Source organism: Actinomadura sp. ATCC 39365 (genome assembly GCF_054392275.1).
In genome coordinates this window covers 363,761-378,482 of record NZ_CP184335.1, presented here as the reverse complement: position 1 = coordinate 378,482, position 14,722 = coordinate 363,761, and the positions used below count along the sequence as shown (strand labels likewise).

General features: G+C 69.7%; 13 protein-coding genes and 1 pseudogene. 7 read left to right on the top strand and 7 right to left on the bottom strand.

From position 1 onward, the window contains the following. The first annotated feature begins 4 nt into the window (after positions 1-4). The gene (locus ACNF49_RS02070) at positions 5-1,447 is read left to right on the top strand and encodes a right-handed parallel beta-helix repeat-containing protein (RefSeq protein ID WP_482942634.1); all 1,443 of its coding nucleotides are present in this window, start codon (positions 5-7) and stop codon (positions 1,445-1,447) included. Between the two features lie 45 nt (positions 1,448-1,492). Here ACNF49_RS02070 and ACNF49_RS02065 read toward each other — a convergent pair whose 3' ends face one another. The 6 genes from ACNF49_RS02065 to ACNF49_RS02040 form a co-directional block, all read right to left on the bottom strand. Further along, positions 1,493-2,149, bottom strand: coding sequence for a class I SAM-dependent methyltransferase (locus tag ACNF49_RS02065; protein WP_357966519.1), 657 nt, complete (start codon positions 2,147-2,149; stop codon positions 1,493-1,495). A 60-nt stretch (positions 2,150-2,209) separates the two neighbouring features. Next, complete coding sequence (locus tag ACNF49_RS02060; RefSeq protein WP_482942633.1) at positions 2,210-3,133, bottom strand: NAD-dependent epimerase/dehydratase family protein; 924 nt, start codon at positions 3,131-3,133, stop codon at positions 2,210-2,212. Positions 3,134-3,195: 62 nt separating this feature from the next. Further along, entirely contained in the window at positions 3,196-4,242 is a 1,047-nt protein-coding gene (locus ACNF49_RS02055) for a 2-oxoacid:ferredoxin oxidoreductase subunit beta (RefSeq protein WP_357966524.1), read from the bottom strand. Beyond that, the gene (locus tag ACNF49_RS02050; RefSeq protein WP_357966526.1) at positions 4,235-6,079 is read right to left on the bottom strand and encodes a 2-oxoacid:acceptor oxidoreductase subunit alpha; all 1,845 of its coding nucleotides are present in this window, start codon (positions 6,077-6,079) and stop codon (positions 4,235-4,237) included. The genes ACNF49_RS02055 and ACNF49_RS02050 overlap by 8 nt, the downstream gene beginning before the upstream one ends. A gap of 120 nt (positions 6,080-6,199) precedes the next feature. Next, positions 6,200-6,289 carry a putative leader peptide gene (locus ACNF49_RS02045; RefSeq protein WP_352322479.1) on the bottom strand — a complete coding sequence of 30 codons (90 nt, stop codon included), beginning with the start codon at positions 6,287-6,289 and terminating at the stop codon, positions 6,200-6,202. A gap of 33 nt (positions 6,290-6,322) precedes the next feature. Next, complete coding sequence (locus ACNF49_RS02040; RefSeq protein ID WP_482942632.1) at positions 6,323-7,798, bottom strand: polysaccharide deacetylase family protein; 1,476 nt, start codon at positions 7,796-7,798, stop codon at positions 6,323-6,325. Between the two features lie 85 nt (positions 7,799-7,883). On the opposite strand from ACNF49_RS02040, the gene ACNF49_RS02035 reads away from it, so the two are divergent. From ACNF49_RS02035 to ACNF49_RS02010, 6 genes and pseudogenes are all read left to right on the top strand, one after another. Next, positions 7,884-8,255 (top strand): NADH-quinone oxidoreductase subunit A, encoded by a 372-nt coding sequence (locus ACNF49_RS02035; protein ID WP_482942631.1) that lies wholly within the window; start codon positions 7,884-7,886, stop codon positions 8,253-8,255. Positions 8,256-8,329: 74 nt separating this feature from the next. Beyond that, positions 8,330-9,589: a M48 family metallopeptidase gene (locus tag ACNF49_RS02030; protein WP_482942630.1), complete on the top strand. Its 1,260-nt coding sequence runs from the start codon at positions 8,330-8,332 to the stop codon at positions 9,587-9,589. A gap of 27 nt (positions 9,590-9,616) precedes the next feature. Next, on the top strand, positions 9,617-10,153 hold the full coding sequence (locus ACNF49_RS02025) for an NADH-quinone oxidoreductase subunit B (protein WP_449912128.1): 537 nt from the start codon (positions 9,617-9,619) through the stop codon (positions 10,151-10,153). Continuing rightward, a pseudogene (locus ACNF49_RS02020) lies at positions 10,150-10,691 on the top strand (NADH-quinone oxidoreductase subunit C). Before ACNF49_RS02025 ends, ACNF49_RS02020 begins: the two are co-directional and overlap by 4 nt. Next, positions 10,684-11,625, top strand: coding sequence for an NADH-quinone oxidoreductase subunit NuoH (gene nuoH / locus ACNF49_RS02015; RefSeq protein ID WP_357966538.1), 942 nt, complete (start codon positions 10,684-10,686; stop codon positions 11,623-11,625). The pseudogene ACNF49_RS02020 and the gene nuoH overlap by 8 nt, the downstream one beginning before the upstream one ends. An 80-nt stretch (positions 11,626-11,705) precedes the next feature. Continuing rightward, positions 11,706-12,650: a hypothetical protein gene (locus tag ACNF49_RS02010; RefSeq protein WP_482942629.1), complete on the top strand. Its 945-nt coding sequence runs from the start codon at positions 11,706-11,708 to the stop codon at positions 12,648-12,650. A 701-nt stretch (positions 12,651-13,351) separates the two neighbouring features. Here the strand turns inward: ACNF49_RS02010 and ACNF49_RS02005 are convergent. Then, entirely contained in the window at positions 13,352-14,587 is a 1,236-nt protein-coding gene (locus ACNF49_RS02005) for a serine/threonine-protein kinase (protein ID WP_357966542.1), read from the bottom strand. Between the last annotated feature and the right edge of the window lie 135 nt (positions 14,588-14,722).

Below are 14,722 nucleotides of genomic sequence, written 5' to 3'. Positions count from 1 at the left end.
GCCTGTGTCGCGGCATCGAAGAGGGAAGAGACGTACCGGCTGGTTATCCCTGGCCGGGGTCTCCGTGGTGGCGGTGCTGGCCGGCGGGTACGGCCTCGTCGTCTCCGACGTACTGGAGCCCCGGGCCGTCCTGACGGACGCGAGCGGGGCGAGCAGCGCGGCCTCGCCGCAGGCCGCCGCCGGCCGGCGAGCCCGGCCGCGTCCCACCACCCACAAGCCCCGGCCCACCAGGACCCGGAGCCAGGAGCCTTGGTGGTGGCCCAGGCGGCCCACGAGGAAGCCGACCGCGCGCCCGACGCGCCGTCCCACCCACCGGCCGACGCACCGCCCGACGCCGACTGGCACCCTGCCCGGCACCCCACCCGGGACACCCACGAAGACACCCACGGCGACGCCCACGAGGACGCCCACGGCGACGCCCACGGTGACGCCCACGGTGAGCCCTCCCGCCACGCCGACCGTCACGGCCACCCGCACCCCGACCGTGACCCCCACGGCCACCCGCACCCCGACGGCGACGCCCACCGGCGGCACCCCGACGGCGACCCGTACGGCGACCCCCACGCCCACCAGGACCCCGCCCCAGACGCCGACCCAGACGCCGACCCAGACGCCGACCCAGACCCCCACCCAGACCCCCACCAAGACCCCCACCGCCACCCCGCCCCCCAGCGGTGGCTGGCCCGGCGCGGGCAACACCGGCGTCCCCGACGGCACCGACCTGGTCAAGAAGACCGGCTCGATCGTCATCAAGGAGGACGGCAAGGTCATCGACGGCTGGGACGTCACCGGTGACATCACCGTCGAGGCCGACAACGTGACCATCCGCAACACCCGCGTCCGCGGCCAGAGCGACTACTGGGGCATCCTGCAGCGCGAGGGCTTCTCCGGCCTGAAGGTCGAGGACAGCGAGATCTTCGGCAACGGCAAGGTGCGCACCCAGTTCGGCATACTCAACCAGGGCAAGATGATCACCATCCGCCGCGTGGACATCCACACGATCTCCAACGGCATCCTCACCGACCAGGGGCTGGTCGAGGACTCCTACGTGCACGACCCGAAGTACTACTCCGGCGACCACACCGACATGATCATGTCCACCGGCACCGCCGCTCCCGGCACCGAGCTGGTCATCAGGCACAACACGGTGATCAACACGCTCGACCAGACCGGCGCCATCGCCCTCTTCCAGGACTTCGGCGTCACCAGGAACGTCACCGTCCAGGGCAACTTCCTGGCCGGCGGCGGCTGGTCGCTGTACGCGGGCGCCGGCCGGAAGGGCCTGTCGTCCAACATCAAGGTGATCGACAACGTCTTCAGCCGCAAGGTCTGGCCCAAGGGCGGCTACGCCGGCCCGGTGTCGTACTGGGACGCGAACGGGCCGGGCAACGTCTGGAAGGGCAACTCCTGGGAGGGCGGCGGCGCGAGCATCATGGGCGCGGACTGACCCCGGCGAGCCGGGGCAGGCCGGCCGCGGACCGCGCTCCTGACGCTAGCTGCGGACCGCGATGACCGACTTCACCAGCCCGGCCAGCCGCTCGAAACGCAGCCGCGACTTAGGGAAGTAGTGCCGCATCTCGGTCACGCTCAGCAGCTCGACCTCCATGGCGATCATCCGGGCGGCGTCCCGGTCGGAGGTCGGCGTGTGGACGAGCGGCCAGCGGCGCAGGATCGTCGTCCGCGCGGCGAGCGGCAGGAACTGGAAGCCGGGGAACAGGAAGTGCGGCTCGACCGGGAAGTACCGGTAGGGCGTCTGCACCCAGTGGCGATCGGCCATCTCGTGCACGGTGTCGGCGAAGCGCTGGCGGCGCTGGTGGCCGCCGACGTGCTCGATGACGGCGTTGGAGAAGACCAGGTCGTAGCGGGTGCCGCGGATCGCGGGCGGCAGGTCGCAGGCGTCGGCGACGTCGGCCCGCAGCCACGACGGCAGGTCGGCGGGCGGCTGTTCGAGGTTGACGATGTGCACGTGCGCGGGCCTGACCGGGGCGCGCATCCAGGCCCCGGCCGTGCCGCCGAGGTCGAGGACGCTCATCCGGTCGAGGTCGGGGAAGCGGGCGGCGAACCACTGCCACCTGCGTGCCCGCGCCTTGGCCCCCAGCGAGTCGGGAGCGTCCACGAAACGACTGCGCAGGGCGTTCAGGCGGCTCATAAAGGCAACTCCTCCGGCCGGAATAAGTAGCCCTATGCTCGCAGAATTTCGCCTGCCCGGCTAAGAGCGCGTTTCTTCGTGACATTCTTGGGATGCATACCAATTGACTGTCCGGCGCAACCCCTCGTCCAATTCCGTGGCAGGGCGCCAGCCGAGCCGGTCCGCCGCCGGGACGATGTCGGCGACCTGCGTGATGTCGTGCGGGCGGTCGGGCGCGGCGCCGAACTCGGGCCGCGTGCCCGTGCCCGTGATGCGGTAGAGCCGCTCGACGACCTCGTGGGCGGCGGTCCGTACGCCGGTGCCGACGTCGAGCGTGTGGCCGACCGCCTTGTCGGACTCGCCCGCCAGCACGAACGCGTCGACGACGTCGTCCACGTAGATCCAGTCGGCGAGCTTGGCGCCCCTGGTCAGCCGGGGACGTTCGCCGCGCAGCAGGCAGAGCGTCACGTACGGCACGAGCTTGGTGGTGTCGGGCTGGGCCGGCCCGTAGACCATGCTGGGACGCAGCACGGTGACGGGAAGGTCCCAGAGCCGGTGGTAGAGCCGCGCGTAGCCGGTGGCGGCCCACTTGGACATCGCGTACGCCGACGAGGGCGGCGCATGGTCGTTGCCAGGCCGCGGCTCCTCGATCGAGCCGGTGAACACGGTACGGACGCCGTGCTCGCGCGCGGCCGACAGCACGTTGACCGCGCCCACGACGTTGCTCTCCAGCGTGGCCCGGACGACCTCGTCGCCGCGCGACCCGGTGACCTCGCCGGCGAGATGGAACAGCAGGTTCGGGCGTACCGACCGGAACAGCCGCGCGGTGTCGTCGGCGTCGTCGAGCCGGGCCTGGTGCCAGATCTCCCCGTGGCGGGCCCGCTGGGGCCGCCGGCTGACCGCGTGCACCTGGGCGCCGAGCACGCGTAAACGCGCGGCCAGGTGCGATCCGATGAACCCGGCCGCACCCGTCACCAGCACCACGGCCTCAGGCCAATGCGACATCGTGGATTGACCTCCGTGGAAGATGGAGCCGTCGGGCCCGACGGCTCCATCTAATACACGAACTAGCCGATGCGCCAGGTGTCTCCACCCATGAGCAGCTCGCTCAGGTCGCCGGGGCCCTTCTGCGCCACGGCCTCCTCCAGCTGGTCGGCCATGAGCACGTCGTAGGCCGGGCGGTCGACCTGGCGGAAGATGCCGATCGGCACGTGCTCGAAGGCCGGCTCGTCGAGCCTGCTGAGGGCGAAGGCCACCGACGGGTCGGGGTTGTGGGCGTCGTGCACGAGGATCTGCTCCTCGCTCACGCCGTCCCTGGCGACGACCTCGATGCCGCCGTTCGCGCCGCGCACGACGGCCTTGGACGCGCTCACGATCGGCTCGCCGTGCTCCAGGCGCAGCGTGATGTCGTCGCGGACCGCCGGGTCCTTGAGCTGCTCGAAGGCGTTGTCGTTGAAGATGTTGCAGTTCTGGTAGATCTCCACCAGCGACGTGCCGCGGTGGGCCGTGGCCTCGCGCAGCACCGACTGCAGGTGCTTGCGGTCGGAGTCGATCGTGCGGGCCACGAACGACGCCTCGGCGCCGATGGCCAGCGAGATCGGGTTGAACGGCTTGTCCAGCGAGCCCATCGGCGTCGACTTGGTGATCTTGCCGACCTCGGAGGTGGGCGAGTACTGGCCCTTGGTCAGACCGTAGATCCTGTTGTTGAACAGCAGGATGTTCAGGTTGACGTTGCGGCGCAGCGCGTGGATCAGGTGGTTGCCGCCGATCGACAACGCGTCGCCGTCACCGGTGATCACCCACACCGACAGGTCGGGCCGCGAGGCGGCCAGGCCGGTCGCGATCGCGGGCGCGCGGCCGTGGATCGAGTGGAAACCGTAGGTGTTGAGGTAGTACGGGAAGCGCGAGGAGCAGCCGATGCCGGAGACGAACACGATGTTCTCGCGCCGCAGCCCCAGCTCGGGCAGGAAGCTCTGCACGGCGGCCAGGATCGCGTAGTCACCGCAACCCGGGCACCAGCGCACCTCCTGGTCGGACTTGAAGTCCTTCAGCCCCTGCTTGACGTCCGTCTTGGGAACCAGGCTCAGGCCCTTCCCGTTCACCAGCTCAGTCACTGTCGATCACGTCCTGAATGACTCCGGCCAGCTCCTCGGCCTTGAACGGGAGCCCGCGCACGCGGTTGTAGCTGATCACGTCGACGAGGTAGCGGGCCCGCAGCAGCAGCGCGAGCTGGCCGAGGTTGATCTCGGGCAGCAGCACCTTGTCGTAGCTCTTGAGCACCTCGCCGGTGTTGGCCGGCAGCGGGTTGAGGTGGCGCAGGTGCGCCTGGGCGACCTTGCCGCCCTCGCGCCTGATGCGCCGCACAGCCGCCGCGATCGGCCCGTACGTCGAGCCCCAGCCGATGACCAGGACCTTGGCGTCGCCGTCGGGGTCGTCGACCTCGAGGTCGGGCACGTCGATCCCGGCGATCTTGGCGGCCCGGGTGCGGACCATCAGGTCGTGGTTGTCCGGGTCGTAGGAGATGTTGCCGGTGCCGTCGGCCTTCTCGATGCCGCCGATGCGGTGTTCGAGGCCGGGGGTGCCGGGGATGGCCCAGGGGCGGGCCAGCGTCTCGGTGTCACGCTTGAACGGCAGGAACTCGCCGCCCTCACCGTTGGGCTCGGTCGTGAATTCCTGCGAAATGTCGGGCAAGTCGGAAACTTCGGGCAGGCGCCACGGCTCCGAGCCGTTGGCCAGGTAGCCGTCCGAGAGCAACATGACCGGCGTGCGGTACTTGACCGCGATGCGGGCCGCCTCGACGGCGGCGTCGAAGCAGTCGCTCGGCGAGAGCGGCGCGACGATCGGCACCGGCGACTCGCCGTTGCGGCCGAACATGGCCATCAGCAGGTCGGTCTGCTCGGTCTTGGTCGGCATGCCCGTGCTGGGACCGGCGCGCTGGACGTCAACGATGATCAACGGCAGCTCGGTGGTGACCGCGAGGCCGACCGTCTCCGCCTTCAGCGCCACGCCGGGGCCGGAGGTGGTGGTCACGCCCAGCGCCCCGCCGAACGCGGCACCCAGCGCCGCCCCGACGCCCGCGATCTCGTCCTCCGCCTGGAAGGTGCGGATGCCGAACCGCTTGTGCTTGGACAACTCGTGCAGGATGTCGCTGGCCGGCGTGATCGGGTACGAGCCCAGGAACAGCGGCAGCTTCGACTGCACGCTGGCCGCGATCAGCCCGTAGGCCAGGGCCTGGTTCCCGGAGATGTTGCGATAGACGCCGGGAGCCAGCCTGGCCGGCTTGACCTCGTAGGAGACCGAGAACGACTCGGTCGTCTCGCCGTAGTTCCAGCCCGCCTGGAAGGCCGCGATGTTCGCCTTGGCGATGTCGGGCTTCTTGGCGAACTTCTGCTCCAGGAACGAGATCGTCTGCTCGGTCGGCCGGTGGTAGAGCCACGAGAGCAGGCCGAGGGCGAACATGTTCTTGGCGCGCTCGGCGTCCTTCTTCGAGATCTCGAAGCCTTCGAGCGCCTTGACCGTCAGCGAGGTCAGCGGCACCGCGTGCACGCGCCACTCGCTCAGGGAGTCGTCCTCCAGCGGGTTGGCCGCGTAGCCGACCTTCTGCAGGTTGCGCTTGGAGAACTCGTCGGTGTTGGCGATGATGTCGGCGCCGCGCGGCAGGTCGCCGAGGTTGGCCTTCAGCGCCGCCGGGTTCATGGCCACGAGCACGTTGGGCGCGTCGCCGGGCGTCAGGATGTCGTGGTCGGCGAAGTGGAGCTGGAAGCTCGACACGCCGGGCAGGGTTCCTGCGGGGGCGCGGATCTCGGCGGGGAAGTTGGGCAGCGTCGACAGGTCGTTGCCGAACTCCGCCGTCCCCGCGGTGAAGCGGTCGCCGGTGAGCTGCATGCCGTCGCCGGAGTCGCCGGCGAACCTGATGATCACGCGGTCGAGTTGCTGGACCTGCTTCGTCACAGCTCAGTCCTCCTCGACGCGCCAAGGCGCGGTTGCGTTGGGCGCGTTCTCTGTTTCCATGCTAGATCCTCGGAAGGTCACGCGTTTGCCAGCCGCGAAAGCGGGTAACGCGGTCGGAAGTCAGGGTGAGGCGGGAGAACGACGACACAGCCCTGACGCGAGCCTGCAGAGGTCTACATGCAGGCGTGCGAAGAGGACGGTTCGGGTCACGAGCGCCAATGATACGTCCCCCCAACACGTGTGCTACGTCAGGGGCTGCTTGCGCGACTGCTGGTTCCCCGACTCGTACAGGCGTCCGGCGCGCATCGCTGCGGAGCCGTACAACTCTGGAACGGTCACGAAGGTGTAACCCTTCCCGCTGAGTTCTTTCAGGATGCCCGGAATCGCGTCGATCGAGTCGGGGTTGGTGTCGTGCATCAGGATGATCGCGCCCGGATGGGCCTTGCGCACGACGCGGTCGGCGATCTCCGACGCCTTCGCGCCGGGCTCGTCCCTGGAGTTCACGTCCCAGCCGACCAGCGACAGTCCGAGGTCGCGGGCGACGTCGCGCACGTCCTTGCTGATCGCGCCGTAGGGCGGGCGGGCCAGCGTGGGCTCCTGCCCGATCGCCGCCCGGACGGCGTCGTCGGTACGCCGGAAAGAGTCGGCGATCTTGCTGGTCGCCTGCTTGGACAGGTCACGGTGCGACCAGGAGTGGTTGCCGACCAGGTGGCCTTCCGCGCTCATCCTGCGCAGCAGGCCCGGCTGCGCGACGGCGTTCGTCCCGACGGTGAAGAACGTGGCCCGCGCCTTGCCGGCGGCCAGCAGGTCGAGCAGGCGCCCGGTCCGGGGGCCCGGCCCGTCGTCGAACGTCAGCGCCACGCACTTGGTCCTGGCGCAGTTCACGCTCCCGGCCCGGTTGCTGGACGCCTCGGGGCTGGCCGTCGGCGTCGTCTTCGGCCCGGCCGGAGGGGCGCTGCGGGCGGCCTCCCGTACGCTCTCCTGCGCCTGGCGTCCCAGTTCGGACAGCAGCGGCGCGACCCGTCCCGCCTGGACGGCCACGGCCACCCGGCCGAGCGAGCACGGCCCGATCTGGCAGTCGTCGAACTCGACCACCAGGTCACCGCTCCGGTTGAAGGCCATGGAGTCGAACTGGCCGGGGTCGGCCCGCACGCCGTCCCGCTCGACCTGCGGCCCGCGTCCCTTGAGCTGCTCCTTGACCAGCACCGCCAGCCGGTCCAGCGCCTGCGGCCCGCCGAGCAGCGCCGTGGACCCGCCCGCCTTGCCGGTACGCGGGTCGAACCAGAAGGTACGGGTGGAGTTGCCCCAGCTCGCGCCCAGGAACTCGCCGGTGCGCAGCCGTACCGCGACGGCCTCCGGGGAACGGGCGGCGAGCTGCCAGTCCACGTTCAGCTCGGGACGCGGGTAGTCGCCGTTGACGCTCTTGGCGGCCCGGAAGTCCCGCAGTTGCCGCTCGGCGTCCGCGCGCAGCGCGCGGTTCAGGCCCGGCGCGTCGGCCAGTTCGGGGTAGCTGATGTGCACGAATCTGCTGTGGTCGTCGTCCTCGTCCGTGATGGTCGCGGTGGACAGGCCGACGACTGTCGCGGGGTCGACGAAGTCGATCGCGGTCGGCTCTGCCGGGACCAGCACGTCCCGCTCGGGTGCGGCGGCGGCCAGCCCGCAGCCCCCGGCCGAGAGGGCCAGCAGAGCGATTCCAGCAAAGAATCGCGTTTGGTGCATGTCTGTCAGGGTATGTGGGGGATCTTACCTTTTGCCCCGTCTTGGGGTTATGGGGTCTGAGGTTTGACTGGGTTACGATCACGTCATGGAGGGCTACTTCGGGTCCTACGTGCTGGTCGCCGTGCTGTTCGCGATCGGCGTCGCCATCGTCGCCGGGGCCCTCATGGCCAACCGGCTCCTGCGGCCCACCAGGCCGACCCCCGAGAAGCTGACCACGTACGAATGCGGCGTCGACCCCGTCGGCGACGGCTGGGCGCAGTCGCAGGTCCGCTACTACGTCTTCACCTACCTCTACGTCGTCTTCGCCGTCGACGCCGTCTTCCTCTTCCCGTGGGCCACGATCTTCGACGCGCCCGGCTACGGGGTCACGACGCTGGTGGAGATGTTCGTGTTCCTCGGCTTCATCGCCCTCGGCATCCTGTACGCCTGGCGCAAACGCGTCCTGTCCTGGGCGTAGCCCGGCTCCTGGCCGCCGATCGTTACCCGGACGTGCTGGCGCCCTGAATGTGTCGTGTGTCACCGTCCTCGGTCGTGCCGAGACAAAGATCGTGTCCCCGCTGCGACGTTTCGATCGAGCATGATGAGCGGTATCCCGCCTGGTGTCCGTCCTGCGGATGGAATCTGCCCGTCCCTCAGGGCAAGCGCTCGATCAGCGCGGTCCTCGCCGACCGCCTGACGGCCGGACTGCACGCCGACGCGCTCAGGAAAGGCGTCGACGTACCGAAGGGGAAAGTCCCGCGGGCGCTTTCGTACCTGTTCGCCGGGCTCATCCACCTGATCGCGGTGAGCGCGCTCGCCGCGGCCGGCTGGGCGGTCGTCATGTGGCCGAACGTTCTCGGCGTGCTGCTCGGCGCGTTCCTGCTGTTCGTGGCCTGGCTGATGCGGCCGCGTCTGGGCCGGGTGCCGAGCGGGCCGCTCGTGCTCACCAGAGACGCCGCGCCGCGCCTGTACGACCTGACGGACAGGATCGGGGCGGAGATCGGGGCGGACCGGGTGGACCTCGTCGTCGTCACCCCCGTCTTCAACGCGTCCTTCGAACAGGTGGGCCCAAGGGGCAGGCGCGTGCTCACGATCGGCGCCCCCCTCTGGGCGCTGCTCGAACCCCAGCAGCGGGTGGCGCTGCTCGCGCACGAGCTGAGCCATTCCAGCAACGGCGACAGCCGCCACGACCGGTTCACCCGTACCGCGCTCGGCGCGCTGGCCGCCGTGCACCGGGCGATGCGCGGCGCGGCCGAGGGCGGGGAGTACGCGGCGGAGGCCGTGCCGCAGAGCGTGCTCAGCGTCCTGGCGCTGGTGCTGCTCATCGTGATGCGCGTGGCCGGGGTCGTCGTCCGGCTGGTGGGCCTGCTCTTGCTGGTCGTCACCATGCGCTCCGCCCGCCAGGCCGAGTACGTCGCCGACGAGCGCTCCGCCCGCATCGCCTCCTCCGCGGCCGCCGCCACGACCCTTGACCTCGTCGCCACCGGCGACGTCGACGTGAACGAACTGGCCTGGATGTCGTCCGCGCTCGGCCCTTCGGTGTGGGAGCACCTGCGTGAGCGGCAGGCCGCCGTCCCCGACTCCGAGCTCGAACGGCGCCGCCGGATCGAGGCCATGACACAGGCACGCCTCGACGACTCGCATCCGCTGCTCCCGCTGCGCGTGGAGTTCGTCCGCTCGCTGCCTCACGACTGGCCCCTGATCAGGCTGCGCGACAACGAGAACGAGGCCGTCGAGGCCGAACTGGCCCCCCTGTTCGACCGGCTCGCCGCCGAGCTCGGCGCGGCCAAGAGACATGATTCCTTTGCCTGACCTGCGATTCGCGCAAGAATGGGCGACATGGCAGCAACGGATCTCCCGATGCCCACCGTCGGACCTGTCTCCAGGCTCGCGCCCAAACCCATGCGGTTCGTGCTCAACTGGGGGCGGCGCTATTCGCTGTGGGTGTTCAACTTCGGGCTGGCCTGCTGCGCCATCGAGTTCATCGCGACCTCCATGAGCAGGCACGACTTCATCCGGTTCGGGGTCATCCCGTTCGCCAACGGCCCCCGCCAGGCCGACCTGATGATCGTCTCCGGCACGGTCACCGACAAGATGGCCCCGGCCGTGAAGCGCCTCTACGAGCAGATGCCCGACCCCAAGTACGTGATCTCCTTCGGCGCCTGCTCCAACACCGGTGGCCCCTACTGGGACTCCTACTGCGTGACCAACGGCGTCGACCAGATCATCCCCGTCGACGTCTACGTGCCCGGCTGCCCGCCCCGTCCCGAGGCGCTGCTCTACGGGATCATGAAGCTCCAGGAGAAGATCGCCGGGGAGAAGCTCAGCGACCGCTACGTCTGGTCCCGCTCCCACGGCTCCGAGGACCAGGCGTGAACGCCGCCGTCGCCGCCCGTTTCGGCGAGCGCGCCGAGATCAGCGAGTCCTACGGCGAGACCACGGTCGACGTCGCCCCCGCCGACTGGATCGAGCTGCTGACCTTCGCACGCGACGACCTCGGCCACGCCTTCTTCGACTGGCTGACCGGCGTGGACGAGCCGCCCGACGCCTTCGTCGTCGTCGCCCACGTCTACAACCCGGACGCCCGCGAGCGGCTGCTGCTGCGCACCCGGGTTCCTCGCGCCGACCCGCGCCTGCCGTCCGCCGTCGGCGTCTACCGGGGGCGAACTGGTACGAGCGCGAGACGTACGAGATGTTCGGGGTGATCTTCGAGGAGCACCCGTACCTGGTGCCGCTGCTCCTGCCCGACGGCTTCGAGGGCCATCCGCTGCGCAAGGACTTCGTGCTGGCCGCCCGCGTGGCCAAGCCGTGGCCGGGCGCCAAGGAGCCGGGCGAGTCAGGGCACGGCGCCCCGAGCCGCCGCAAGACGCTTCCGCCCGGAGTACCGGCCGATTGGGGTCCGCCTGATGCTTGAAGTGGTGCTGAGCTTCGTCGTCATCCTCGTCGTGTTCCTGGTGCTGCCGCTGATCGTCGGCCAGACCGAGCACAAGGTCATGGCCCACATGCAGTCGAGGCTCGGCCCCATGTACGCCGGCGGCTTCCACGGCTGGGCCCAGCTCATCGCCGACGGCGTGAAGTTCATGCAGAAGGAGGACGTCATCCCGGCCGCGGCCGACCGCCGTGTCTTCATGATCGCGCCGGGCGTGGCGCTGGTCCCGTACCTGGTCGTGCTGATCGTCATTCCGCTCGACCGCGGCCTGGTCGCCGTCGATCTCGATCTCGGGCTGTTCTTCGTGCTCGCCGTCATGGGCATCGGGGTGCTCGGCGCGATCATGGCGGGGTGGGCGTCGGCCAACAAGTATTCGGTGCTCGGCGGCATGCGGGCCGCTGCCCAGCTCATGTCGTACGAGCTGCCGCTGGTGCTGGCGGCCTCGTCCGTGGCGATGGCGGCGGGCACGCTGTCGATGCCCGGCATCGTCGAGGCGTGGCAGTGGTGGTGGCTGCCCTGGCAGGCGATCGGCGGCGTGGTGTTCTTCGTGGCGGGGCTGGCCGAGCTGCGCCGTCCGCCGTTCGACATGCCGATCGCCGAGTCCGAGATCATCATGGGCCCGATGACCGAGTACACCGGCATGCGTTTCGCCCTGTTCATGCTCTCCGAGTACGCCGGGATCGTCGTCCTGTCCTTCCTGACCACCGTGCTCTTCCTGGGCGGCTGGCACGGGCCGTTCCTGCCCGGCTGGATCTGGACCCTGATCAAGGTCTTCGCGCTGGCGTTCGTGGTGATCTGGCTGCGCGTCACCTATCCGCGGCTGCGTGAGGACCAGCTCCAGAAGCTCGCCTGGGCCGGTCTGGTGCCGCTGGCCCTCGTGCAGCTCGCGCTCACCGGAGTGGTGAAGGTCCTCATCTGAGTTTCGCGCCGGCGGAAACTTTATGCCGCCCTTATCCGTCGTACCCGGCATAGGGGGCCCCGGATGAAGGGGTACGACTCGTGAACGCGCAAATCCTGCCCGTCGCGGGTGCGATGAAAGGCGCCCGCTGCCCGAAAGTCAGCCTCACCTCCGACGGCCGCACCTTGACCGTCACCGACAACGCCAGGGGCCGTTCCACGACCCTGTCACCCGCGTCGCTCTACCGTTACGACTATTCGATCGACGGCTCCGGGAAGCGGTCGCGATTCATGAAAGGGGTTGCCGCCCTCGACCCCGACGGGCTGGTCCTGCTGGACCTCCCCGGCGACTGGCACCTGCCCCACCTGCGGGAATTCGCCTCCAAGGCCGGCATCCCGCTCCGGGACGGCAAGGACGACAGCTCCAAGCGGGCGCGCCGGATCCTCGCCGCCCGCGCTCCCGGCTGGGAACGCATCCGCGGAATCCCGGCGCCGCGCTTCGTCCGCTGGAACACGACGCTGGGGGTGTGCGCGGGAATCGCCGGGCTGGCGTTGATGGTGTCTCTGGGGGCCGCCGGAATGTGGGGCGCCTGGCGCGGCTTCTCGTCCTTCGGACGTGTCCTGATGGAACTGATCGAGGTCAAATGGTTGATGGTGGCCTTCAGTCCCGCGCTGCTCGTCGTGCGGCCTGTGCTCGGCGGGGTGCACCGGTGGCAGGAGAAGCGCGGCCTTGTCGTGGGGCCGCCTGGAGGGCCGTACCTGCGGATGAAGTCGTCCCGGACGTTGTCGGTGTACCGCCGTTCGGGGGTCATCACCGAACTTCCGGTCGAACCGGGTAGCAGCCTCCTCCGGTACCGCCACGACGACCTGTGCGGCGTCTTCGTCCTCGACCCCGCCGGGAAGCCTCTGCTCCACCTGCCCGGCCGCTGGCCCCCGTCCCCTCTCCACCGCTTCACCGAACGCCACGGGCTGGGCCTGGCGATGCACCGGGTCTCCCGAGAGGAATACCTGACCCTCACCACCCACTCCCCACAGGCCTTCCCCTGACCCCTTCCTCATCCCGACGCCCTGTACGAGATCCTGCGAGGGTGGCTCCCCACTCCATCCCCTGCCTTCTGTTCCTTGAGGTAGGGGATGACCCGCTTCCGTCGTACGGCGCTTCGGAGCAGGGTGATTCGCTTGGGGACTTTCCGCTCCGACTGGAAAGGCCCGCCCGCGGTCGATCATCGGTGGGCGGCCGCTCAGCGGTGGTCATCGGTCCGCTGTCGCTCGGCGGCGACCACCGGTGGGCGGTCGTTCGGCGGCCACTGGTGGATGGTCGTTCGGTGGTGGTCACCGGCCTTTGGGGGTTCGGCGGCGATCACCGCTCCGTGGTCGGTTGTGGCAGTCGTCAGCTGGTGGTGGTTCGGTGGCGGCCACTGGCGTTTGGTTGTTCCGTGCCGATCACCGCTCTGCGGTCGTTCAGCGGCGATCACCGCTCCGCGGTCGTTCGGTGGCGATCATCAGTGGGCGGTGGTTCCGTGGCGGCCACTGGCCCTTGGTGGTTCGGTGGCGGTCACCGGTCCGCGGTTGGCCGGCGGTGGTCACTGGCCTTGGTGGTTCGGTGCCGATCATCGGTTCGCGGTTGTTCGGTGGCGTCAGCGGCGGGCTGTCGTTCGGCGGCCACCGGTGGGGGATCGGTCAGCGGTGGTCATCCGTTTGCGGTCGGTTGCGCGGTGGTTGCCGGGCTGTGTGGAGGTGGTCGGCGGTCAGTGGACGATCGCGACCATCACGTCCGACGCCGACGGTCGTTCCTCGGGGCGCTTGTTCAGGCATGCCCCCACCACACCGCGCAAGGCGGGCGGCAACGGCGACAGATCCGGATGGAACGTGAGCACCCGGTTGAAGACGGCAGGCACGGTGTCCTCCCCGAACGCCGGACGCCCGGTGGCCGCGAACATCATCGTCACCGCCCAGCTGAACACGTCGGACGCGGGCCCCACAGGCTCCCCGGTCAGCTGCTCAGGCGACATGTACGGCGGTGTCCCCACCATCTTCCCGGACGTCATGGTCATCCGGTCGAGCGCCCGTGCGATCCCGAAGTCGATCACCCGCGGCCCGTCGTGCCCGATCAGGACGTTGCTCGGCTTGAAGTCACGATGCACCACCCCGGCCTTGTGGATGGCCGCCAGCGCTCCGGCTGTGGATAACGCGAGCCGTGTCAGGCCGTCCTCGTCGCGGGGCCCGTGGCGCCGTACGAGTTGCTCCAGCGACGGGCCCTCGACGTATTCGGAGACGATGTACGCGTGCTGCCCGTTGATGTTCACGTCGAGCACCCGGGCTGTGGAGAACGTGGCGACCCGCCGAGCCGCGTCCACCTCCCGCGCGAACCGGGTGCGCGCCGTCTCGTCGACCAGGTCGTGCAGCACTTTGACCGCCACCCGCGCCCCGTTGGGCGCCATGGCCAGGTAGACGGCGCCCTGCCCGCCGCGCCCGAGCTGGTGCAGCACCCGGTAGTGCCCGATCCACTCCGGCTGCCCGCGATGCTGCTGATGGGTGGGGGCCGTGGTCCGCTGATGCAGGTCGGCGGGCCGGTGTTGCGGCACGGGCGTCTGTGCGTGCGCGTGCATGGGTGCCTGCGTGTGCACGGGGGCCTGCGCGTGCACCGGCGGCCGGTGTCGTGCCCGCGCCATCGCCGGCACCAGGACGGCCGAATGGGCGATCCCGCCGATCCAGGCGATCACGAACCCGAACGAGATCAACGTGGACATCGGCTCGGGGATGTTGTCGAAGTCGTCGTACAGCATGATGGCGATGACGAAGGAGCCGATGAGGACCAGGTAGACGCAGGCCCCGATGGCCTGCCAGGTGCTCCGCAGCCAAAATGCCGCGAACCCGATCGTGAACGGGGTCGCCAGCCCGCACGAGATCAGGGCCAGGCTGGCCCACCCGATGGCGGCCGCCCACGCCCCGCTGCTGGGACGGATCGGATGGCTGTACGGCATGGCCGAGAGACTATCGCCATGCAGTCGTTCATATCGGACAGTCACCCAGCCTGTGGATAACTTCCACTGAACCTGTGGATGGCTGTGGAAAAACTGGGGACAACGGTCTTGGCTCATTCACCTCCGCCGCCAAGT